This is a genomic window from Methanosarcina spelaei (assembly GCF_002287235.1).
GTDB lineage: Archaea > Halobacteriota > Methanosarcinia > Methanosarcinales > Methanosarcinaceae > Methanosarcina > Methanosarcina spelaei.
In genome coordinates this window covers 1-24474 of sequence record NZ_LMVP01000001.1, presented here as the reverse complement: position 1 = coordinate 24474, position 24474 = coordinate 1, and the positions used below count along the sequence as shown (strand labels likewise).

Genomic DNA, 24474 nt, shown 5'->3' with positions numbered 1-24474 from the left:
TCTTTATGTATTTCTGTTAGACCTGCATTATATTGTGCTGTCTCAAGCAAAACTTTAGCCGTTATGACTGTGTAGTAGTCGTGTTAAAGTTGTTTGGATGATTGTTAATGAAGGACGGGAACTTACAGTTATTGTGTACGCACCTGAGTAAAATTGTTTTACTTTGAGATATAAAAAACCTTAAATTTATTGTTTTGCTGAAGTTGACAGGGATTAGTCCTTCTTTTTTCCTCAAGAGGCTGAAAACAAACACACAAAAAGACATTATGCCGTTCAGCTGTCTGGCAATCCAAGCCCTGTATTACTTCTTGCTGAACTTCCATCCTCCATAAAGTGCGGGCGTGTTAATATGTATGCAGGCAAAGTTATGTGGAATATTTCTTAAAAATATGAATAAACGAGCTAATAACGGTAATCAAGATATATAGAGAAAATATTTTCGTTCTTTTCGAGCTCACTTTTTATTCTGATTGCATCTTTTTCCGGAATCCAATTCTTGGACTCATCTTCAAAACGAATATAACACCAGGTAGACTTTTTCACTTGAATATCATATTTATCGAGTATTTCAAGAAAATTTTCATCTTGAACAGCTTGTTCAGATACCGTAAATACGTGATAATCTCCTTTTCTGATAACTTGGGAAGGAGAAGATATAATCCAATCTTTTTTTTCCTCTTTCATTTTTTGACTTAGTTCACGTCTTATATCCCAATTGTCTTTGTCTAACATTATATAGTATTTGTCCGCCACATGATCAATATTGTACTTTATGCTATAGTTCATAGTAAGGTTGTAGCTTTCAAGAATAGTTTGAACTTCTGAATCGGAAATTCCATCTTCAAATTGAATATACATACCACCTACCTTAAGCTCATCGTTAACTTGCGTTTCCGTATCTACTGGTGTTTTTACAAATAGCCCTGCAATTATTACTAGAATCAGAAAAACAATAAAAAAAGCAACTTTCTTGTTAATTCTACTCATACCAATTACCCCAAAAAAGTGAAGAGTTTTAGCTCTTCACTTCACATATATATGACAAGTTTCAGCTCCCCAAGTTTCTATATATTGGTGCCCCGATCCAACAGGCAGTGGATCATTAATCTTCAAATAGTGTACTCCAACGCCAGAATCTGAGTATCCTCTACAGACTCGAGCATGCCCTGGAATCAGACTAACTACAGGTCTATTATTATTTATTTCGGAGGTGAGTTGACTAAAAATTGGAGTCCCATCGTCAAATGTACCAGTTTTCCCTAACCCTCCTTCAGATCTGCTTGTTTTATAATAATATTTCTGGTCGTCAATAACACCCCCTTCATGACGGGTTATATCTCGCCATTAAAATGATGGGGGGTTAGCCCTTCTTTTTTCCTCAAGAGACTGAAAACAAACACGCAAAAAGATATTATGTCATTTAGCTGTCTGACAATCCAAGCCCTGTATTACTTCTTCCTGAAATTCTACCCTCCATAAAGACAGATCATTAATGTAATATCTTGCCAACTTTGTGTTTCATTCATCAATGTGTGCAAGGAACACATCCAAAATTTTTTCATTTGTTTCAAGCTCATTTTTGATCCTAGTTGCATCCTTCTCATAAATCCAACTAGTTGATCCATCTCCAAGACGAATATAACACACAATGGCCTTTTTCAACGGAAGATTATTTTTTTCAGCATTGTAAAAAATTTTTCATCCGGAGTAAAGTCTTCAGGTAACAGAATTATGCTATAATTTTCTTTTTTGATTTCAACTTCATAAGTCCAATTTTCATCTTTCCTTAATTCGTTGATTATGTCTGTTTTTTTACCTTGGTCTATAGATATATAGTATCTTTTTAGCATATCGTCGGAATCATAATATATAGTATAGTCCATAGTCATGTTGTAATTTTCAAGGATAGTTTTAACTTCCGGCTCAGTAGTTCCATTTTCAAATTGGATATATAAACCACCGACTTTTGGTTCTTGATACATGGGAAGATGAATAAACACATAAATTACTACAAGAATCAGAAGAACAATAACAACAGCTATTCCCTTTTTAATTTTATTCATATCCTTCACATCTAAAAAATGAAGAGTTAAAACTCTTCACTTCACATATATGCGATCACTTTCAGAACCAAATGCTTCCCAATAAGAATGACCAATTGGCCACGGATTATTGAGACGCAAATAAGAAGTTAGAAGACCATTATATTGGTATCCAACGCAAGCTCTAGCATGTGTCGCAGTATTACGAAAGATATTTTTTGCAACGGAACCCTTTAATATTTAACATAATCAAAGTGTACGGACCAAACTTTCTTATTCGTTTCAAGCTTATTTTTTATTATAATTGCATCCTTTTCTGTGATTATAGCACTATTGCCGGATATATCGACAAACTGGATATAACAAAAAATGGTCTTTCCCACCAAATAGTGATCATCTTGAAAACTTGTTGTATTATAATCTATAGTATAGTTCACAGACATGTTGCAATTTTCAAGAATGGCTTTAACTTCCGGCTCAGTAGTTCCATTTTTAAAATCGATAATTAAACCGCTTACTTCTGGTTCTTGATACATGGGAAGATGAATAAACACATAAATTACTACAAGAATCAGAAGAACAATAACAACAGCTATTCCCTTTTTAATTTTATTCATATCCTTCACATCTAAAAAATGAAGAGTTAAAACTCTTCACTTCACATATATGCGATCACTTTCAGAACCAAATGCTTCCCAATAAGAATGACCAATTGGCCACGGATCATTGAGACGCAAATAAGAAGTTAGAAGACCATTATATTGGTATCCAACGCAAGCTCTAGCATGTGTCGCAGTATTACTCTGCAAGGGTCTATTATTGTCAATTTCATTACGAATATCAGCAAGATACCTAACATCAAACGAGGAAGATGAATTAGGCTTATTTAATCCGTTACTTGATTTATAATAGAGTAATGCGCGAGAGGCACTAACTCCGTGAGGGGCTACCCCATTCATCATTTGATATATAGAACTTTGGGAAGGACTACTTCCTTTATAGTAAGTAGTAATCATTGCTGCACTTGCTGGCACACAGTAGTAAGTGGTGGCTTGCGAATATACAGGAACACTGAGTAATTTTTGAGCAAAACCAAAATTTGCAGGACTAATGATTGTTTTTTGGACAGTTTTTGATGCTATAGTTGTATTGTCACGAAGTTTTTTAATATTTTCTTCAGTGACTGGCACATTTATATTAACTCCCTTATCAGTTGCTGCTTGTTCTATAGATTTAACAAGTTCATCACTATTTTGCCATTTTTTAAGATTCTCGTCTATTTTATTTTTCACTACCTTTTCATACATTGACCAAACTCCAGGTTCTGTTTTAGTTGCTGGTTGATCTGGTATCACATCAAGGGTGTAGGCATCTACAAATATCCGATGTTCATCACCTCGGATCTTGTCCTTTACTATCGTCATTGCCCCTATTTCAGGATAATCATATACAACCATCTTAGTTGACATGATTTCTCCAGTTGGGTATTTTGTTTTAGCGGTTTCTATTGACTTGTCCATTGCTTCAGCCGCGTTAAAGGTTTTAGGATCAAGTTCGACGAGTCGGACTGATTGTCCTATTGTTTTATTGGCACCGATGTCGATTCTACCCATTAGGTTACTATTTTTATATACTGAGAATTGATAATATAATTTTTGGCCATTTATATCATAGATTTCCAATGGTTTTGGATTAATAGATTATTCTGTCCAATTTCCAACACCTTCCATGTTAGTTGTTATGAACTGGATCATTTGCGCATTTGCGTGCTCAAAGGCTTTCTCTGCAGTTACAGAATAATTATCCTCTTTCTGTGCACTCACAGCTGGTATCAATGCCATACCAACCAGCAGTATTGCTAAAACTAGCGTTCCTACTCTAATTTTGTCCTTAATCATTTTATTACTCCTAGATTTTTCCCTAGGAGGCAGAATCAGGCAAGCTTAAATATTCGCACAGCTAATCATGATAACTGCCTCATAGGGCATGTTTTATGGGGTTCGGGTGGTATCGGGAAATACTTTTAAACTCCATAAATTCCTTTTTATTGATTCTTTAAATTTTTTCTGTGTAATCTCTCAAACAATTGATTTTTGAACTAATTTTGATATGAGCTTATTACGTGATCATTAACAGCTAGAGAATTTGGCCGGAAGTATTTTATATGGTCACGTGGATCCAGACTATATTCAAAGATATCGGTAAAAAAAGATGATAGTTATTTTATTAAAAATATATGCTTTAATAAGTTAACATTATTCTAAAATGTTAACGTGATGCGAAAATTTGGCATTAGAACTTTTAAGAGTTTAAAACTTCAGGGATTTTAGAAGTAGAAATTTTCACAAGCTCTTTTCTTCCAAGTAGTTCTTACCTCTTTAATAATATCGTGCGGGCGCGTATTGTATGCACGCATGACACGTATTAAATGCGCGTGCTTTGATCGGGGTTAAGCGGGCTGGAGTAGCTGCATTCTTTGATTTGCATCTTATCCAATTGTAAAAATTGCTTGGATTTTAAGACCGTCTCTGAGACAATCTACTGTAACGATTCGCAATATGTATAATGAGGATTATGATTAAATATACAATGAGAGTTTCAATCAAAGACATAAGAATTACTGCTATAGCAGTTGAGAAATTAAGTTGAAATAAACTCCTAAAATTCAAGATTAAAAAAACGGCAAAGCAAGTGATAAACAACGTTATATAATTTTTTTTCATCATAATATAATCCACACCCATACCAATAATTCTTAGCTTGGAGAATTTTATTTTTACATCTTATAGCTCTATTTAAACCTTGGAAGTTCTCTATAACAAGAATTTTGAACCATTTTTCATAGTCTAAGACTAGCATTTCGTCAATCATTAAAGATATAATGATTTGGAATAGTTGCAAATGATTTCATACGACATTTTGCTATTGACTTGACATTAGTGCTGTATCAACCAAGAATGTCGTATGAAATCTGCTTTATAGATATTGATTTAAAATTATTTCGTTAATGTATGGAGTAGAGAAACTGGTAGTTTCCATTTTTATCACATTGTGATTTAACTGTGCAAAGATAATCTTCAATAACCCAGCCTACACCTTGGTATTCAATTCCCCAATGGAAATTCCCTCTTCCATAAATTTCTGAAAGAGTATGCGTGTCATAATTATACCCACCTTCTTCCCAGTTACTAACTTGCCAGATTTGTGCAACACCTCTAGTGTACCATGAATCATAATAATAAGCTGTCACAGTAGCCCCATTATACTTATAATATCCTTTTGCATTGATAGTAAATAATAATGAGCCAAATGGATAACTATAGAATTTCTTGTATGCTGTTAGCATACCAGTATACGAATCACCCGCTGCTGTATTAATATTTTTAGCTACTATTTCATTATTTGCGTCTTCCTTCAAGCCACTAATGTAAAAAAAACTTTTATTGGTGAAAGTTATTGCTGATCCATCTTTTAGCTGATATGTCCTTAAATTATCTTTGCCTGGAACAGTATCGTTTTTTGGTATTGAAATTTTATCCTTGTTTGCTTTACAATAATTCGCAATCATAACGTCTTTGGACAGACCTTTTGTATTAGAATTCAGCGCATCTATTAGACCTTGTTCCAATTCAGAAGGCTTATCACTCGTTATTGAATTTTCTTTCTGCGCACTCACAGCTGGCACCAACACCATACCAATCAATAGCATTGCCAAAACCAATATTCTTATACTCTTCATTTTCATTATTTTTACCTCTGTTTATCACCCTAGGAGGCAGGATCAGGCAAGCTTAAATATTCGCACAGCTAATCATGATAACTGCCTCATAGGGCGTGTTTTATGGAGTTCTGGTGGCATTGGGAAGCACTTCAAAACTCCATAAACTTCTCTTTCTTAACTCCTTATAAGTTTTATGTCCACTCTCTCTAACAATGCAATTTTCAAGCGGATTTTGAGTCTGGATTACTTTCCAATATTTTTATTGTTTAATGATTTGGCCATAAATTATTTATTTGAGTATTATGCCTCAACTCATATTCAAAAATACATATAAAAAAAAGGGGTATCTAATTTTAGGATATATAAGTCTTATTTACGTCAATGAATGATATATATCGTCTTTTTTATTTATAAATTGTCCAATTTTGATTATATTGGTGTGATCAATTAAAGAGTTTGAAGAATGGGAACTTACTGTTAATTGTGCATGCGCCTGCGTAAAACTGTTTTGGCTAATTGAAATATAAAAATATTAGATTTGTCGTTTTGTTGAAGTTTACGGGCTGTATCTCGCCATTAAAATAAAGGGAAATAATCCTTCTTTTTTCCTCAAGAGGCTGAAAACAAACATGCAAAAAGATATTATGTCATTTAGCTGTCTGGTAATCCAAGCCCTGTATTACTTCTTCCTGAACTTCCACACTCCATAAAGACAGATCAAGCTTCCCAGTAAACTAAAGCCTGGAGTAGAGTTATTTTTGCTCGAATTATTTTCACTTGAGCTATTTATGTTTGAAATATTTCCATTGTTAGGTTCAGAATCATCATTAGAATTATTAAGTCTTCCAGTATTTTTTTCTCTAGGTATGGACAAGTTTGGCGTTTCAGTAGCAACGTTTGGCACAGGATTATCTTCATACACGAATACCACAGGGACTTCCTTAAGTCCCATCTGGCTTGCTTTTGAGTCAAAGATCTTATATATTTCATCCATAAAAGGCTTTTCAACTTTCTCACTCTTGTTGATCCCTACCTTTAGAACACCATCAATGGTTACACCACATCCTGTTACTGGACCATTTGGATAGGAATACTTTGACATTTCATTGTCAAAATTTGCATTGATTTCCTCCATTATTTTGCCAAGAGTATCAATCCATTGGTCTCTCTCTTCCGAAGTTTCGAAAGCTGGTATACTTCCATATGCAGCAATAAAATTCGTATCCTTTTTCAGTTTATCAAGAGTTTCCGGACCAAAGGTAAGTGGTAAACGTTGTGAAGTGTTATCTGCGTTCTCAGAATTATTGTTACTTGAATTTTCCATAATGCCATCTCCGTTTTGGGAACAAGAGCCTGAAACACAGTTCCCTAAAATATTTACTAAAAGAACACATAATAGAATATATGATATTTTTAAGCCCATGTAGCTTCCTCTTAATTCAATATTTCTTTGAATATGACTAGACTTTATTAAAAATAAAGGAATAGTTAGTATGGATCAACTTTGAATAACGCATATTATGTTATTATGTTGCATTTTTTCAAAAGTGAACGGTACTAACAAAGTTTTCTAACTGCACGTTTATGTTTTAAGAGGATATACACCTAAATCATTGTGTATACCAGAAACTGGGGAAAATATCGAAGTCGAGTAGCCATTTGAAGAACGTGTTCCCACTCCTCCCCAGTGGATTCCCACAATCTTAGCACCGGTAGGACCACTTAAAATATATACAGGGGAACCGCTATCTCCACCGTCGCACCTATATGCTGCAATACATTGATTATATAAAGTTCGTCCAACACCGGAATCGTACCTGTATGTTCCGATCTCAGTAACATATCCATTTGTTTTTCCTGTTGTTATACCCGATTTAAAAACCATGTTTCCTACCTCGGGATCTCCATATGATACTACATTTCTTGTATGATCAGTATCATAATCATATATCACTGGTTTAACATTAGAACAAGGAACCCATGAGGCGTCTGCACGAGTGTTACTATATTTGGCTACTCTTCCTACTAAATTGGCACTCGATGCAGTGGGTTGATATACACTACTCCCAATAAATGGTGCAGCATGCTCAGCAATAACAAAACCTTTGGTTCCACTATCGGTTCTTGCAGCGAAACCAAGAGTTGACGTCGCAGAATAACCATTACCGTCTGAAACTATTTTTATGCCTCCAATTAATCCATAGGAAACCCATGAGCTAGTACGACTGGTTGGTACAGGAAAATCTCCATATGAAATTACTAGTGGAATATTCTTTACGCCAATTTCTTGTCCATATTTAGAAAATAGATTATAGATTTCATTTTCTTTGGTTTTATCCAGTTCTTGTCCTTTTTCGATTACAACCTTAAGAGCGCCATCAATAGTATAACCATAACCTATAACAGAACCATTTGGATAGAAATGCTTTGATATTTCCTTATCATAATTTTTATTAGCTTTAGTATATGTTTTGTTAAGCTTATCAAGCCACTGTTGTCTCTCTTCCGAAGTTTCGAAAGCTGGTATACTTCCATATGCAGCAATAAAATTCGTATCCTTTTTCAGTTCATCAAGAGTTTCTGGACCAAAGGAAAGATCCTTTTTAGTCGCATTTTCTTGTGCACTTGCAGCTGGTATCAACGCAATACTAGCCAGTAGCATTACTAACAAAAATATGCCTGTTCCACTTTTATTACACTTCATATTTATCCTCCTTATTATCCCAGGAGGCAGAATCAGGCAAGCTTAAATATTCGCACAGCTAATCATGATAACTGCCTCATAGGGCGTGTTTTATGGAGTTCTGGTGGCATTGGGAAGCACTTCAAAACTCCATAAACTTCTCTTTCTTAACTCCTTATAAGTTTTATGTCCACTCTCTCTAACAATGCAATTTTCAAGCGGATTTTGAGTCGGGATTACTTTCCAATATTTTTATTGTTTAATGATTTGGCCATAAATTATTTATTTGAGTATTATGCCTCAACTCATATTCAAATATACATATAAAAGAAGAGATTACTTGATTTTAGGATACATAAGTCTTATTTACGTTAATGAAAAATAAATATAATCTTTTTTGTTTATAAATTATCCAATTTTGACTATATTGGTGTAATCAATTAAAGAGTTTGAAGAATGGGAACTTACTGTTAATTGTGCATGCGCCTGCGTAAAACTGTTTTGGCTAATTGAGATATAAAAATATTAGATTTATCATTTTGTTGAAGTTTACGGGCTGTATCTCGCCATTAAAATGAAGGAGATTTAGCTCTTCTTTTTTCCAAAAATACCGAACTTGCAGATGAAAAATATTCTGCAATTAAATTTAATATTGAGTCTATCCAAAAACCATCATAATGTCAAAATGGTAGTTTTAATGTTGCTGTCTATAGTGGATTAGATAATGTTTTTGGATAGGCTCATTTGACATCTTAAGACCTCAGTAATGAAAATATTTTCAAAGGATTGTAACAAATTTGAAAATCTGGTCTTATCCGAAGGTTATTGATTTAACCTAGAAAAAAGATGAAAAGCCATTAAGTGTTTAGCGTAGTAGTCGTTCACGCTTCAGAAAAAACTGCGAGAAAAGCAACCACAGGTAGAGAACCGCTGCAATAATTATAGTCCTTAAGTATTTGCATTTTACTTTTAACCGGAAAGCACGAAAGAACTGGGCCCCTGCCTCCCCTATTCCGTGTTTTCTGTGCTTCCTGTGATTAACTTTTTACATAAATTGATGAATAAATTTTGGAGAGCGATGGAGAAATTTTGGCCTGTGATTACAGAATCACCGTTTTTTCCACTCATCGCATTCCTTCCACACACTCCTCATTTCCCTTTCCGGCATATGCTGCCGATTCTGCCTGTACCGGTGCGGTGAAAGTATCGGTAGCTTCCAGAATTGCATTAGTGATTCTATCCAGGAATTCCATAGCTCCCCTATATCCTACAGTAAGAATGCGCTGTGCACCAACTCTGTCATGTATTGGCAGGCCGACCCTTACAAGAGGGATGTTCCGGGCTTTTGCAATATATCTCCCATTGGAATTTCCTATCAGGATTTCCGGGTTACATTGGCTGACTGCATCGTTAAGAGTGTCAAAATCAATTCCATTCAGAACCAGAGGTTCGAGTTCAGGGTTTATTTTTTCAACTATTTGCCTGATTTTTGCTTCAAAATCCCTGCTTTTACTTCCTGTAGCTATCAGAACCGGGTTCATTCCGAGTTCCAGCATGAAAGTTGTAAGGCTAAATACAAAATCAGGATCTCCGTAAATCGCAGCTTTTACCCCATACAGGTACTTGTGCACATCAACCATAGCATCAAGGAGCCTGCCCCTTTCTTGCAGGTATTTTACAGGAATCGGACAGCCTAGAATTTTGACCAGCTCAGTGAAGAAACTGTCAGTATTTGAAAGCCCAATTGGGATTGGAACACTAGAACCGGGCACATCGTGTGATTCTTCCAGATATTTAACTGCTAAGTTCTTACTAACTATACCCAGGCCCAAGCTTGCCTGACTGTTTGGCATGTCAGCAATTTCGGAAAGTGAGGTCCCACCCTGCGCAATTTTTGGTAGATCTTCCCTTAGCGGAGCATCAAAGGTTTCGGAAATATCAGGCAGGAAAATATAACCTCCGGCCATAAGCTCAAAGACCTCTTTAAGTTCGCGTACATCGGCAGGAGAGAGGCTCTCAACAGGGATGACGTTAAGTTTTTCATTCGGGAATTTTTCGGCGCTCTCGTCTCCAGGTTTTTCCGCAAATGTCCTGACAATCGCATCCAGGGCTTTTATATATCCGCTTACATGGCTTTCCCCATAGCTGGGAGTGGAAACCGGAACAATTATAATATCTTTCTCAAGGTCATCTCCGATTCCTTCCTCTTCTTTGAACTCACGGACTATGGCAGGCACATCGTCCCCAATTGTTTCGGCAAGGCAGGTCGTAGCAACTCCGATTACTTTCGGGTTATATCTGTTAATTACATTTCTCAGTCCTTTTTTCAGGTTTTCCCTGCCTCCGTATACTGCTCCTTTTTCACTGAGTGAACTTGATGCAATATCCACAGGTTCCCTGAAGTGGTGGGCAAGATGCAGACGCATATAGGTACTGCAGCCCTGAGAACCATGGTAGAGAACCATAGTATTCTCAATTCCCTTAAAAGCAAGGGCACTTCCCATGGGCTGGCACATAACACAGGGGTTCACAGTTGTATAGTTTCTTTTCGTCATCTCAATACCTCCTCATACCTGACTTTCAACTGCAGCCTCGGATTTCTGGTGCAAAAATTTAGGTTTCAGGTGTATACCTTTACATTCAGTTGCATGATTTTCCTCGGAAATCCTTTCTTTTACTACCGCTTTTTTGATTTTGACTGATTTCTTTTTCGATTCTGCTGCTACTGCCGCTTTTTCGATCTTACCTGATTTATTCTCCGGTTCCACTGCTTCGGGTATCAGTGCCCGCTGCCTGACAGCTTTCCATACAGGGCTGCTGATGGAAGCATCCACCTCCTGCACAAAGTTTACAAAGCCATCAAAACCTTCGAACTCCACCACCCTGTCGTGGTTGAAGTCACAGAAAGCAATGCCAAGCTTGTATGCAATGAATCTCTCCTTTACGCCTGCAACCATCAGGTCAGCTTTCTGTTTCACGAGCAGTTCGGCAAGTTCAAGGGGGTTTGCATCGTCAACAATAACCGTTCCATCCCTTACCGAATAACTGATCTGCTCGTAATCTTCTTTTTTCCCGGTCTGAGTCCCGATAATAACGACTTCCATGCCAAGTTCGGCAAAGCCTTTGATAAGCGTGAGAGCTTTTGCAGGCCCTCCCATGTAAATAGCAGCCTTTTTTCCTTTGACTCTTTCTCGAACCCTGGAAATCTCAGGCATTATACGGTTTATTTCGGTTTCCAGGATTTGTTCTGCATGTTGTTTCATCTTCTCAGAGCCAAAGTAATCCGCAGTTTTCCGTAGAGCCAGGGAAATATCTTCAATTCCGAAGAAACTCACATTTAAGTAGGGAATTCCATATTCTATCTGCATCCATTTTGCAAGATAGGTCATGGACCCACTACACTGGACGAGGTTAAGGTCAGCTTCTGCTGCTCTTGATATGGTTTTTGCGGTTGAGTCCCCTGTCATTGAGACTATGACCTCAATCCCCATCTGTTCAAAAAGAGGTTTTATGAGCCAGACATCTCCGGCCACATTGAAATCCCCTAAAATGTTAATCTTCGGCTTTATGGTTTCAGGGGACCTGGGTGCTTTTTTAGCAGTTGGATCTTCCGGAGGTTTTTTAATCAGCTTTTTTAAAGCATCACAAGCAGCCTTGTATCCGTCGGACTTGTTGCCTTTGAAACCTTCGGATTTTACAGGGATTACAGGAATGTTGTGCTTTTGGCTTGCAGTTTTGCATACGGACTCAAGGTCGTCACCTATAATTCCGACAATGCATGTGGAATATACAAAAACAACAGGAGGATGGTAGAGTCCAACCAGTTCGTCGATTGCGCTTGAGAGTTTCGTCTCTCCTCCGAAGACCACATCGAGTTCTTTCATATCCGTACTGAAGCTGGTGCGGTTAGTTTCAATCCCGCTGGATTTTGCACCTCTTATATCCCAGGTATAGCCTGCACAGCCAATTGGACCGTGGACCAGGTGAATGGCATCAGTTACAGGGTTTAAGACAACCCTGGCCCCCGAATAAACACAGGCTCGCTGGCTAATAGCTCCTGCAAGAGAGTTATTATCGCAGGCAAGAGGAATTTCCTGTCCGTTTTCCTGTTTTCTGGTAATATATGGCTTCCTTTCTTCTAGAGTATCCACTATTCCAATTTTCTCTTTCATTTCCTTCACTCCCCTCTGCTATGGTTTTTCAGGTTTGCAGCGGCAGTTTACCAGTTATTCTGCTAATTTTTTGAAAATATGATTTACTGGATGGTTTCAAGCAGCCAGTCCGGAGCATCCCTGTCTTTCCTATCAAGCAGGGTATTTCCTATACGCTCTACCAGTCTTGCAGCTCCCGCGTATCCCATGATCGGGAAGTAGTGCAGGTTTGCCCTGTCCATAATCGGGAAACCTACCCTGACCAGAGGCACATCCTCTGCCCTTGCTATGAATTTCCCGTAGGTATTGCCGATAAGGAGATCCACAGGCTTTCTCTTGATTATCTGGTGAAGGGTAAACAGGTCTCCTCCGGAAATTACATCAGCCTCAGGGTACTCAGGACCTATGAGTTCTTCGACCTCTTTTTCAAATTCCGAATTCTGAGTTCCTGTAAGTACTACAGCAGGTTCCATACCCATTTCCATCACAAGACTGGTCAGACCTGTAAGAATATCTGGATCCCCGTAAATGGCTACTCTTTTCCCATGGTAGTGGGGATGAGCATCAGTCATCATATCCACAAGCCTACCCCTCTCATCTTCAATTTCGGGAGGGATTGCCACATTAGCAAGTTTTGCCGCATTCATTACGAAACGGTCGGTGTTCTTGATTCCTATAGGAACGGGCCCTATTTTTGCAGGGACTTTGTAGCGGTTTTCAAGGATCTTTGCAGCCGAGCCTCCTGCCATCCTGCAGAGAGCAATTGTCCCAACTGAGTTTGCGGAATCCTCTATGTCTCCTACCGGAGTCCCACCTTTTGGATACATCTCGGGTTCTCCGGTAAGGGGAGCGTCAAATACGTCGGTTGTATCGGGAAACACAATGCTGGAAATTCCCATAATTGAGAGTATGCGTTTCATTTCCCGTATGTCCCCAGGTTCTACAAACCCTGGAATGAGGTTCAGTTTCCCGTTTGGTTTGCTCTTTTTGGCAAAGGTAGTTACAAAAGCCTTTACCATGTTGTCATAACCCGTAATATGGGTACCCACGTAACTGGGGGTAGATGCTGCACAGATCTTAATAGAAGGGTCAATGAGTTCTTGATCCTTTACATCTTCTAAGATAACCCCTACGTCGTCACCTATTGTTTCGGCTACGCAGGTAGTGTGAATAGCAATTACTTCGGGTTTGTATATTTCAGTCAGGTTTACGAGAGCTTCCTTAAGGTTTGCAGCTCCTCCAAAGACTGCAGTTCCTTCAGAAAAACTGCTGGTAGTTGCCAGTGCGGCTTCCCTGTAGTGCCTGCTTAAACACATACGCAGGTAAGAGAGGCATCCCTGGGACCCATGACTGTGCGGCATGCAGTTATGTACACCAAGAGCTGCATAGACTGCGCCTATTGGCTGGCAGATTTTTGCAGGGTTAATGGTTACTGCTTCTCTGGTTACTTCTTCACATGAAGTATAGTCAAGCATTTTTATCACCTCTTACTTTTTGCCCCTCAGTCCACTTCTGCAGCTTTCCAGGGAGGGCGTATGAACCTCCAGGTCGGGCTGTGCAGGGCCATATCAATGTCCCGTGCGAAGTTCAAAACTCCGGAAAAGCCTGTATACCTTCCACTGTAATCGTACGAATGGATCTGCCTTGACGGAACTCCAAGCTTCTGAGCCCAGTACTTATCCTTGATCCCGGAGCAGAAGATATCAGGTTTAAGGGTCTTTACAAGGACCTCAGTCTCGTGATGGTTAAGATCATCGATAACAATGGTGCCGTCTCCCGCATCCGGGAAAAGACCCTCATATTCCATAAGCCCGATTTTCGTTTTCAGCTCTTCAATCCTTTCCGGACTGACTGCAGGTTTGATATTTTCGTCCCTTTCGTAGTGCACGTCCTCAAGCATTGAGCCAAGAGCATTCTCCTTAATCTGGGGTATGATCTGCCTGCCTTCGTAGTCGTCTCTGTGGGCGAACTGATAACCTGCAACAATCACTTTCATGCCGAGTTCTTCGAAGAGGTTCTCATAGTGGTGACTCCTGGAGCCTCCGGAATAGATAAAGGCGGTTTTTCCCTGGAGTTTCTGTCTGTACCTCTCGATTTCATCTTTATACTTTGCTTTTTCTTCGGCAATGGTTTCTTCAGTTTTTCTTGTAAGTTCCGGATCGTCAAAATATTCTGCCATCTTTCTAAGGGATTTTTCAGTACCTTTGGTGCCTATGTAATTGACCTTCAACCACGGGATCCCGTACTTCTCTTCCATCATGCGGTTCGTGTAGTTTATAGAGCGGTGGCAGAGCAGTATGCTGAGCTTTGCTCTGTGAGCCTGTGAAATTTTATGGAATGAACCGTCTCCGGTCAAACTAGAGACAATTCTGTACCCGATTTTTTCAAAGATCGGCTGGATCTCCCAGAGGTCCCCTCCTATATTGTATTCTCCGAAGATGTTGATGTCAAAAGGTGTTGGATTTTCAAGTTCTTCGGTCCCAATCAGGTGTTCCATCAGGGCATTGCTCGCGATGTGGTGGCCTGCCGACTGGCTAACTCCCCTGTACCCTTCGCACCGGGCGGGGATTATCTTGATCCCGTGTTCGTTTTCAGCTTCTCTGGCAACAGCTTCGATGTCGTCTCCGATAAGCCCTACGGGGCAGGTTGCGCAGATGGTGATAGCTTCGGGGCTGAAAATTTTCACAACTTCGTCAATAGCTTTTTTGAGCTTCTTCTCTCCCCCAAAGACGATATCGGTTTCCTTCATATCAGTGCATACGCAGTAATTCATGAAGTTGTCTCCGCCTTCCTCTGCCTTTGCAAGGTTTCGCCTGGTCCCCCAGGTGAAGTAAGCACAGCCTATGGGGCCGTGAACCAGGTGGACCATGTCTTTGATCGGCCCGAAGACCACACCCTTGGTACCTGCAAAGGCACAACCGCGATTTGTGAGGATGCCGGGAATTACCTTATCGTCAGCTTCTATGTGCTGTTCGGTGGAACAGTCCCTGACAACTATGTGTTTTCTCCTGTTCCTTGCAGCTTTTTCCGGGAGCACCTTCAGCATGTTATCCACAAGGTTTTGTTTGTCTTCAATTCCAGAATCTATTTCTGCTCCCATTACATCAACTCCTTATTTACGGTCGCCTCTCCGCTTTCTCCAGTTCGGATGCGGATTGCTTCGGTAACGTTTGACACGAAAATCTTTCCATCTCCTGCATTTCCGGTCTGGTTAACCTCTATGATTTTCTGGACCACATCATTTACGTTTTCGTCATCCACAACGATGGTGAACATGCGTTTTGGAATGAAACGAATACAGGTCTCAGCTTCCTTTTCCGGGTCTGGCAGAGGTGGATTAAATTCAAAGCAGAGCCCTCTTTGTTTCCCGCGGCCCATAACCCTTCTTACAGTAAACGAAGGAAAGCCGCATTCAAGCAGGACATCCTTAGTTTTCTGGACTTTATTCATCCTGATAATTGCAGTAATCTCTTTCATTGGATTTTCCTCCGAAAATCCGGCTTTAGAGTCCTGGTTTTCCAGTCCTTATGGTATAGGCTTCTTCCACAGGGTTTACGAAGATTCTACCGTCTCCGAATTTTCCGGTTCTGGCGGACTCCATTATGGTCTTTATAGCCTTGTCCTTATGTTCGTCTTCTACCACAAGCATGAGCATGGTCTTCTGCAGTTCATCGTAGTTGATGTCTGCTATATGGATCCCTTTCTGCTTTCCTCTTCCGAAGACTTCCATTTTTGTAAGGGAAATGCAGCCCTCTTTTTCAAGGCTCTCGATAACTTTAGTTTCCATGCCTGGCCTGATGATTGCGCGTATCATTTGCATCTTTTCATCTCCTCTGCATCTCAGCAATCACAACTCAACAATTCCAAATTCTACCATCATGGCTTCTAACTCTTCCATGGGAAGCGGGGTTGGGATGGCGAGTTTGGTGTTGTTTTGGACGTTGTTGGCAAGGGCCAGGTACTCTTTTGCCTGGTCGGATTCGGGGTCGAAGTCGATTACAGTTTTCCTGTTGATTTCTGCTCTCTGGACAATATTGTCCCTGGGCACGAAGTGGATTAAGTGACTTCCTAGTTTCTGTGCGAAAGCTTCGAGGAGTTCACGCTCTCCATCCACCTTCCTGCTGTTACAGATGATACCCCCCAGACGGGCTCCACCCTTGGCAAACTTAGCAAGTCCTTTACAGATGTTATTTGCAGCATAGATAGCCATCAGTTCTCCACTGGCAACTATGTAAATCTCTTTGGCTTTTCCTTCTCGGATAGGCATTGCAAATCCACCGCATACGACGTCACCAAGTACGTCATAGAACACGTAGTCAAGGTCCTCGGTATATGCTCCAAGGTTTTCGAGCAGTCCTATTGAAGTGATAATTCCCCTGCCTGCACATCCTACACCCGGTTCAGGCCCTCCAGATTCCACACACTTTATACCGCCAAAGCCCGGCTGCAAGACAGTCTCAAGATCAACTCCTTCATCCCCTTCACTCCTCAGAGTATCAAGTACAGTCTTCTGGTTCAGACCACCAAGCAGCATTCTGGTTGAATCTGCTTTCGGGTCACATCCTACAAGTAAAATTTTGTTGCCCATGGTCGAAAGGGCCGCAGTAAGATTTTGCGTGGTGGTGGATTTTCCAATTCCACCTTTTCCGTAAATTGCTATCTGTCTCATCTTTTCCTTGCTCCTTAACTATTTCTTCGGCACAGGAAGCCGGTAACCGTTGTACCATGTAATTGTATATATAACTTTCTGTTCATTGAAAGATACGGTATCAATAATTGCCTTTGTTTGCGAGCTTTGGGAAAGGGTTAATAAACAATTTCCTGTAAATTGAGAGCTGAAACTAATAACAGGAAGACTATTTCATGATTCCCGAAGCTTCTTATGATGTACTCGTTGTTGGTGCAGGTCCTGCAGGTTCTACAGCCGCCATGTACGCCGCAGAGAATGGTGCCTCGGTGCTCCTTCTTGATAAAAAAAAAGAGATCGGCAGTCCTATTCAGTGTGCTGGCTTCCTTCCTGATGCTTCGGAAGTCCAGGCCCTGCTCCATGAAGCCAGGCTTCCGGATACACTGAAAACCTACCCTGAATCTTGTGTGCTGCAGAGGACTGATACTCAGCGTATTATCACTCCAAACTGCAATATAAAAGAGTTCGCTGTCAGGGGAACAGTCCTTGACCGACTCAGGTATGACCAGTTCCTTGCCGAGCAGGCAGCAAGAGCAGGAGCTGAACTGATGGTCAAAACCCGCGTAACGAAAATTGAGGGAACAACTGTTGAAACATCAGGAGCCTTTGGGAAACACAGAATTAAAGCAAAAGCGATTATCGGAGCTGACGGTCCCAACTCTTTTGTAGCAAAATCAAAAGGTCTTGCCCTTAAGCCAGAATCAAGGGAAATCTCGGTTGCTCTCGAATACCAGGTCAGGAATGTGGATATTGATCCCTCTTCCCTGGAAATGTATTTTGGAAAGGATTTTGTGCCTGGCGGCTATGCATGGATTTTTCCCGAAGGCCAGGACCGAGCAAATGTAGGAATCGGGATTCGAAGCGGTATGGCTGAGAAAGGGATCTCTGCAAAAGAATACCTGCACTGTTTTATGCTGAATCACCCGCTTGCAGGACCAAAATTGAAGAACTGCATAATTATGAACATTATTGCAGGCATTATCCCTGTAAATGGCGCTCCGGAAAAGACTGCAACTGAAAACACGCTGATTGTAGGGGATGCAGCAGGCCAGGTTTTTGCTACAAACGGAGGTGGGATTCCTCCTGCAATGATTGCCGGAAAAGTAGCAGGAGAAACTGCAGCCGAATTTGCAGCAGGAAAATGCAAGCTTGAAGAATACGACCACCGCTGGCGAGCCCAATTTGGAAAAGCACTTGAGACTTCGGTGCAGGCAAGACAGCTCATGGATGGGATTATGAGGTCTGATACTCTAATGAATGCAGCTTTTAAACTTATTTCTTCTGAACAGATGAAAGTCATGCAATGCGGGAAACTTCCGGGACCCGTAAAACTTGGACTCCAGGCATTGAACCGGGGAAAGAAGTAACTGGGATGTAAATACTGAGAAAAAATAAGCTATACGAAAAATTAAAGAAAGAAGATAGATGCACAAAAGAAAGAGAAAAATTGATGCGCAAAGTGGGAAAGAACGATAAGTACACAAAAGAAAGGAAAAGACAGTAGGTGCATAAAGTAGGAAAAAAGCAGGTGCATAAAGTAGGAAAAGAATCATAAGTGTACAAAAAATAGAAATTAATACCCTTTAAGGAAATAAAGGAAAAATATTAATATTTAGGGAGAAACACGTAAAAATTAGATTTATTTAGTAAACGGCAAGTTAGACTCAGTACCAAAACCTAGTGATGAATTTAAAGTTCAAAATCACTAGATTTTGTAATTAGTCATAATCCTTGTGACATAACATAAAAATTGAAGTCTTTAGATGTCGAATATTGATTTTGATGATAACTGGACTCTTCTTGCTAACTCAGGTCTTCAATTAAAAAATACGAAAATCACTGGATTTTGGAACAGAGTCGGCAAGTTAGGGAAAAGAATAATTAAAGTTTAAGTCTCCTACTTTACATTTCTGCTTCTTCTACAATGGATTTTTCTCTCTGATCTTCGGCTTTTGTTTTGGATACCCCCATCTTTCTTAGTTCGGTTTCTGCGTCTTCTTTATTGTACTTTGCTTCCGGATAGACAGGCCGGATCTCAAGGGCTTTGTCAAAAGAGGCAATGGCTTCTTCATACCGTCTGAGAATTACATATTCAAGCCCTCTGAGGTTCCATACTCCTGCAAAATCAGGTTTCAGCTTAAGGACCTTATCGAAATACTCAATCTTTTTTTCTGGATCGGTTTCACTGGTCGCAAGCCTATACCACTCCTCTGCAGTTTTACCCTCAATTTTCTTTTTGAATAAGCTGTCAAGAAATCCCAATAGTATCACTCCCATTTAGAAGATTGGCCTAGGATGTAGAAATAGATGATTCTTCTTTTAGCAGGAGTAGCAAAAAGGAAGGGAAAAAAAGGAAAGAAAAGGAAAAGAAAGGAAGAAAAGAAAGGAAGAAAAGAAAGGAAAGAAAAGGAAATCAAAACCGGGAACAAAAATAATATGACATACATAAGAATATCAAATCAAAATATCGGAATGTAAAATTGAGATAAAGATGTAAAATTGAGATAAAAATGTTAGATTAAAACAGAAACTGTTAAAACATTGAAAATAATATTTAGAATGCAGAATATTAATAAGTTAAAATAGGTTAAGCTGTTTAAAAAAGAAAAAATTAAGAAGCTTACTGTGAAAGCATCTGCGTTTCATTAAGTAAGCTTCCAAAGTCTGAAGTAATCATCACTTTGGTGATGTTTCCTGAGGTAGTTACATTGTAGGTTACTCCGCGTTCGGTGGAGTTTACCTGCATAGCATTGATCTTTTGAGTAAAGTTGGACTCAGGATTGAGGTAAAGTGAAGTCTGCCTGTAACTGCCGTCATCCAGTTTCCTGAGGTCCGTGTAAAACTGATCGGCCGGAATAGTGGAGTTATTTGTTTTCATGGCCAATTCCTGGTAGAGGCTTCCTTCAGGACTCACCTGGTTCACGAGATTATTGTATTCAGTTGAAGCAGTTGCATTTCCTTCCAGTATGTCAATTACGTCCTGTACGCTCTGGCGAGAGCCAAGGATTACAGGGTTACCGACAACATTCCAAATGTCATAAGTATTGTTTGTCCTTGCAAGGAGACTATAGTTATCGTACTGGACTGCTCCCCAGGGCATTAAGATTTTCTGCTCCGGAATCTGATGGAGTTCGAACCCGTTACCATCAGCATAACGCGCCCCATAACGTTTGGTTACGTCTGCCCCATATAGAGAGTACATCATTGTTTCGTTCCCAAAGACCTGTTCAAATGGAGTTCCTTTCGTTTTCTGCAGGTCTACATATGAGGCACTTACTACCCCTTCAGGGGACAGATTTAGTCCGTCGGCAATGGAGTTGAATTCATGGTGGACCTGCCTGCCAGGAATTTGAGAAAAAGCGATCGTATCATTTCCTTCTACATTTCCGGGAGAAGAAACATTATCACTCTTATCTTTGTTTGAGTTATTACCTGAAAAGAGGAGCGCACCGACTGACAGAAGCATTGTTAATGCTAAAAAAACAGCCAGATACTTCTGGTTTTTCTTTGCTGGGTCCTTTTGTTTCATCAATGAAACCTCATAACGTAAAGTTAATTTTTCTGACAGTAGAGATCATGCACTTGATATCTAAATATATTGGCTTAAACATTCTGACAGTAGAAATTATACATCTGATATCTAAACGTATCGGCTTAAACATACTGGTTTGAGATTTGTGGAGGTAAGAAGTTTTCCTGAGATTCTTCTCATAAAACCGAATACAGGATTTTAGATCGGTAATCTGGTTTAAACTGGAGTTGTTTACCGCGAATGGATATGCCGCTTTTTCACTCAAGAGTGAGGATTTTGAGCATGTTTGTGCCTCCGGGTTTTCCTGAAGAAGGTCCCTGAGTGAGAACAACAATGTCTCCACTTTTTACAAATCCCATTTCTTTGGCTTTCTCAGTAGTCTCTTTTTCCCAGCTTTCAATATTTTCATTTACAACAACGGGATAAACGCCATAGGATAAAGAGAGGAAGCTGCAAGTTCTCGGGACACGGGTAAAAGCAAGGATCCAGGTTTCAGGCTTGAAGCGCGAAATCCTGCGGGGAGTTGCTCCGCTTCGAGTCGGGGTCAGTACAGCTGCAACCGGCAATTTTTGCAGGGCTTCATGCACCTGAAGAGGTATTACCTCGTCAACTGACATTTCTTTTGCAGCTATGCCCTTAATAATAGTGTCAAGTCCCCATTTTGTCCTGGAACGCCATTCTTCTGTAGTTTTTGCAATCTTTGCCATCATTTCGACAGCTTCCACAGGATAATTGCCAACTGCCGTCTCTTCCGAAAGCATAACTGCATCCGTGCCATCGAGTATTGCGTTAGCAACATCAGTTGCCTCTGCGCGGGTAGGTCTTATATTGTCAGTCATTGAAGCCAGCATTTGAGTAGCTGTAATTACCGGAATTCCAAGAAGCTTTGCACTTTGGATAAGTTCCTTCTGGACTGAAGGAACTTCCTGGATAGGAATTTCTACCCCGAGGTCTCCTCTGGCAACCATGAGAGCATCGGTTTCTCTTAGAATTTCCTGAATATTCTCTACAGCCTGCCTGCGCTCAATTTTAGCAACAATATATACGGACTTTCCTCTAGCTGCAACAAAATTCCGAACCTTACGAATATCTTCCACACTTTCTATGAAAGAAATGCTGAAAGTGTCAACTCCCTCACTCAGGGCAAACTCAAGAATTTTAAGATCCTTTCCAGTTATAGGATCAACTAAGATCTTTGTCCCTGGTAGATTTAACCCTTTATGAGAATAGAGCTGCCCTCCGATAACAACTTCACAAAGAACATCTTTTCCCGAGATTTCCAGGCAGCGAAGCTGGATAAAACCATCACTTAAGTAAATAAGGCTCCCTGGAACCACACTTTCCGGAAGCTGCTTGTAGCTAACAGAAATGCGTGTCTCGTTTCCGAGAATCTCTTCAACAGTAAGGGTTACAGGATTTCCTTTATGGAGTAAGATAGGTTCTTTTTCCAGTTTGCCTATACGGATCTTCGGGCCTGGAAGGTCAGCGAGAATTGCAATTGTTCTGTCAAGCTCCTCTGCAACTTTACGAACTCTCCGAATTACTTCGCTATGGCTTTCAAAGCTCCCGTGGGAAAAATTGATCCTTGCAACATTCATGCCAGCAAGCACGAGTTCCCTGATAATTTCCTCGGAAGAGGAAGCAGGGCCTATGGTGCAGACAATCTTTGTTTTATGGTCCGGAATTTGCATATTTTCACGGCCTTTAATGCAACCTTTTCAATGCAGCCTTTAGAATTCTTATTGGATCTGCTGCAATCATTTCTAAAGGCTCTTTTACAGTCTTTATTATTTACCCTTATAGATCTTAAGGGCATCTTCGACGCTTGCGCCTTCAACCGTTATTGCATAGACAGCATTGCACATGCGGACAGCCTCATCAAGAGGCTTCTGGTGAATATTTCTTCCGGTTGCATTTCCCTGCGCTCCGGAAATATGAATCTGGTCATAGAGCTTTTTCAGGAAGGTTTCAGCTTCGTCGCTTGTACCACCTGCACAAACTACTCTTGTACGCCCTGCGGCTCTGATAGCTTCCTTAAAGATCTCGGCAGACTTTTCCCCTTCTTTTTTCGGATAATTGACCTTTACAAAGTCCGTACCAAGGCAGGCTCCGACTCCTGTTGCTCCTGCAATCAAATGTGGGTCCTTCTCGTCTTTCACAGCTTCACCGCGTGGGTAAATCCAGAGTACAGACAACATGCCATGCTGGTGAGCATCGTAAATTACCTGAGCAGCCTGAACAAGCATTTCAGCTTCGAATTCGCTGCCAAGATAGATTGTATATCCTACACCAACAATCTTAAGTCCGCTGTTTTCCTTAAACTCAACGACCTGGTCAACGTCATACCAGAGGTTGCTAAAAGGATCAGCCTGCGTTGTCTCGACAAGATTGGTTTTGGAGTTTACCTTTACAAGATACGGTACGTCCCTGTAGTCCATACCATAGCGGGAAATGAGCCCAAGCTGGGTTGCAAAAATTCCGATTTTTGCCTGGGATGCTATCCTGAAAAGGTGTTCTGGATCAGCATCGTCCTCAGGTACTCCTTCTCCGTAAAAATCATCGTTAAGATGCTCTACCTTCTGGTCGCCTGCAAAAAGCATTAGCCTGCCGGTTCCCCGGGTCATCTCTATATAATTGTTCACGTACGTTTCACGCATTGCTTTTGGGACATCCAGAGGTACGATTACATCCTCTTTATTAATCGAAATCATGTGTATAAACCTCAGTTTTATTGAATAGTAATTAGTTGGATGATAGTAATACTGTTAAACTGTATTTATGTATTATCTATAATTTTATTATCTATAATTCTTCTTACTACCTTATCCCGTTCTGGAAATTTATAAATTTTTCCACTGAGTGTTGGTAAATCATTCAGGAATCAAATTTGTTAACATTTCCCTGAAACTTCTGACTCGTCAGGTGATTTATAAAAATAAATGTAACTATTCAGGGTATAGTTAGCGGCGCTCCTTTGAGCGCCGCGAGAATACCCTCTAAAACAGGTAAACCATTCTTTCTTATTGTTGAAATATATGCTCTAATTCTGCAGAAAGCTTCCGCTCCTCGTGCAGTTCTGAAAGTTCCTGATATTTTCTGCTGTAGCTTCATCATCCTGACATCTCTTTCTGCTTGATTATTCTCAAACGGAACTTTCAAGTCTGTCAGGAATCTCAGAATCTTTTCTTTATGTTCTATAAACCTATCAAGCAGATTCCTTGCTTTGGTTTTTGGATTCTTACCACGTTTTCCTCGTTTTTCAGGATTTAAAGAAGGTGGATTTTCTTCAATTCCTTTCGCGACTACAGCATTGAACCTTTTTTCTAATGCCTTAACTTGTTCAAAATCTAGATTTTTGACCTGCTCTTTACACTCATCAGCATACTTTTTCATTTCAGACAACAGCTCATTCATATCTTTAGCCCATTGCTGTTTATAATTCTCTTCAATTCCAGTAAGTTCTCTCTGGAGATGAACATTGCAAAGAGCATGATCACAATTATAACTGTTGTAAGGTTTCCATCCATCGTGAACTGCTACCCCTTTAAACTCTGGAAGAATTCCCATAGCATCAATAGCTTCGGATCCTCTTTTTGCATGAGTAAAATAACAGGTGTATTTGTCAGTAGAAGCTACATGAAGCCAATGTCTTTTTCCT

Annotated in this window: 21 protein-coding genes and 1 pseudogene; 2 read left to right on the top strand and 20 right to left on the bottom strand. The window is 40.1% G+C overall.

Features of this window, described 5'->3' with window-relative positions; genetic code table 11:
- Positions 1-402: 402 nt before the first annotated feature.
- The 15 genes and pseudogenes from ASJ81_RS00110 to nifH all read right to left on the bottom strand — a co-directional run bounded on the left by ASJ81_RS00110 (position 403) and on the right by nifH (position 17266).
- Entirely contained in the window at positions 403-987 is a 585-nt protein-coding gene (locus ASJ81_RS00110) for a UPF0228 family protein (RefSeq protein WP_095642679.1), read from the bottom strand.
- Between the two features lie 531 nt (positions 988-1518).
- Positions 1519-2063, bottom strand: a pseudogene (locus tag ASJ81_RS24360) (UPF0228 family protein).
- A gap of 212 nt (positions 2064-2275) precedes the next feature.
- Entirely contained in the window at positions 2276-2659 is a 384-nt protein-coding gene (locus ASJ81_RS00100) for a UPF0228 family protein (RefSeq protein WP_141241543.1), read from the bottom strand.
- A gap of 36 nt (positions 2660-2695) precedes the next feature.
- Entirely contained in the window at positions 2696-3655 is a 960-nt protein-coding gene (locus tag ASJ81_RS00095; protein ID WP_245859631.1) for a C39 family peptidase, read from the bottom strand.
- 87 nt (positions 3656-3742) lie between these two features.
- The gene (locus ASJ81_RS23450; RefSeq protein ID WP_095642677.1) at positions 3743-3940 is read right to left on the bottom strand and encodes a hypothetical protein; all 198 of its coding nucleotides are present in this window, start codon (positions 3938-3940) and stop codon (positions 3743-3745) included.
- Between the two features lie 1106 nt (positions 3941-5046).
- Positions 5047-5787, bottom strand: coding sequence for a hypothetical protein (locus ASJ81_RS00080; protein ID WP_245859629.1), 741 nt, complete (start codon positions 5785-5787; stop codon positions 5047-5049).
- Positions 5788-6442: 655 nt separating this feature from the next.
- A complete protein-coding gene (locus ASJ81_RS00075; RefSeq protein WP_141241542.1) occupies positions 6443-7087 on the bottom strand; it encodes a hypothetical protein in 645 nt (214 codons plus the stop codon).
- Between the two features lie 258 nt (positions 7088-7345).
- Complete coding sequence (locus ASJ81_RS00070) at positions 7346-8467, bottom strand: S1 family peptidase (RefSeq protein WP_245859627.1); 1122 nt, start codon at positions 8465-8467, stop codon at positions 7346-7348.
- A 1103-nt stretch (positions 8468-9570) separates the two neighbouring features.
- On the bottom strand, positions 9571-11001 hold the full coding sequence (locus ASJ81_RS00065) for a nitrogenase component 1 (protein WP_095642674.1): 1431 nt from the start codon (positions 10999-11001) through the stop codon (positions 9571-9573).
- A gap of 12 nt (positions 11002-11013) precedes the next feature.
- Positions 11014-12618, bottom strand: coding sequence for a nitrogenase iron-molybdenum cofactor biosynthesis protein NifE (nifE, locus tag ASJ81_RS00060; protein ID WP_095642673.1), 1605 nt, complete (start codon positions 12616-12618; stop codon positions 11014-11016).
- Between the two features lie 83 nt (positions 12619-12701).
- Complete coding sequence (nifK, locus tag ASJ81_RS00055; protein WP_095642672.1) at positions 12702-14072, bottom strand: nitrogenase molybdenum-iron protein subunit beta; 1371 nt, start codon at positions 14070-14072, stop codon at positions 12702-12704.
- A 26-nt stretch (positions 14073-14098) separates the two neighbouring features.
- On the bottom strand, positions 14099-15697 hold the full coding sequence (gene nifD / locus ASJ81_RS00050) for a nitrogenase molybdenum-iron protein alpha chain (protein WP_095642671.1): 1599 nt from the start codon (positions 15695-15697) through the stop codon (positions 14099-14101).
- Positions 15697-16074 carry a P-II family nitrogen regulator gene (locus ASJ81_RS00045; RefSeq protein ID WP_095642670.1) on the bottom strand — a complete coding sequence of 126 codons (378 nt, stop codon included), beginning with the start codon at positions 16072-16074 and terminating at the stop codon, positions 15697-15699. The genes nifD and ASJ81_RS00045 overlap by 1 nt, the downstream gene beginning before the upstream one ends.
- Positions 16075-16099: 25 nt before the next feature.
- The gene (locus tag ASJ81_RS00040) at positions 16100-16417 is read right to left on the bottom strand and encodes a P-II family nitrogen regulator (protein ID WP_095642669.1); all 318 of its coding nucleotides are present in this window, start codon (positions 16415-16417) and stop codon (positions 16100-16102) included.
- A gap of 27 nt (positions 16418-16444) precedes the next feature.
- Positions 16445-17266 carry a nitrogenase iron protein gene (nifH, locus tag ASJ81_RS00035; RefSeq protein WP_095642668.1) on the bottom strand — a complete coding sequence of 274 codons (822 nt, stop codon included), beginning with the start codon at positions 17264-17266 and terminating at the stop codon, positions 16445-16447.
- A gap of 194 nt (positions 17267-17460) precedes the next feature.
- Between nifH and ASJ81_RS00030 the strand changes: the two genes are divergently transcribed.
- Positions 17461-18651, top strand: coding sequence for a geranylgeranyl reductase family protein (locus ASJ81_RS00030; protein WP_095642667.1), 1191 nt, complete (start codon positions 17461-17463; stop codon positions 18649-18651).
- A gap of 535 nt (positions 18652-19186) precedes the next feature.
- Here the strand turns inward: ASJ81_RS00030 and ASJ81_RS00025 are convergent.
- Positions 19187-19555 (bottom strand): tetratricopeptide repeat protein, encoded by a 369-nt coding sequence (locus ASJ81_RS00025; RefSeq protein WP_338037340.1) that lies wholly within the window; start codon positions 19553-19555, stop codon positions 19187-19189.
- Between the two features lie 36 nt (positions 19556-19591).
- Here ASJ81_RS00025 and ASJ81_RS22430 point away from each other — a divergent pair, with 36 nt between their 5' ends.
- Positions 19592-19762, top strand: coding sequence for a hypothetical protein (locus tag ASJ81_RS22430; protein ID WP_170943125.1), 171 nt, complete (start codon positions 19592-19594; stop codon positions 19760-19762).
- A gap of 142 nt (positions 19763-19904) precedes the next feature.
- On the opposite strand, the gene ASJ81_RS00020 is transcribed toward ASJ81_RS22430, so the two are convergent.
- The 4 genes from ASJ81_RS00020 to tnpC all read right to left on the bottom strand — a co-directional run.
- Complete coding sequence (locus ASJ81_RS00020; protein WP_095642665.1) at positions 19905-20813, bottom strand: hypothetical protein; 909 nt, start codon at positions 20811-20813, stop codon at positions 19905-19907.
- A 260-nt stretch (positions 20814-21073) separates the two neighbouring features.
- Entirely contained in the window at positions 21074-22507 is a 1434-nt protein-coding gene (gene pyk / locus ASJ81_RS00015; RefSeq protein ID WP_095642664.1) for a pyruvate kinase, read from the bottom strand.
- A 96-nt stretch (positions 22508-22603) separates the two neighbouring features.
- The gene (locus ASJ81_RS00010; protein WP_095642663.1) at positions 22604-23527 is read right to left on the bottom strand and encodes an aldolase; all 924 of its coding nucleotides are present in this window, start codon (positions 23525-23527) and stop codon (positions 22604-22606) included.
- Positions 23528-23765: 238 nt separating this feature from the next.
- The coding region (tnpC, locus tag ASJ81_RS00005; protein WP_141241541.1) for an IS66 family transposase at positions 23766-24474 on the bottom strand (709 nt) is incomplete at its 5' end.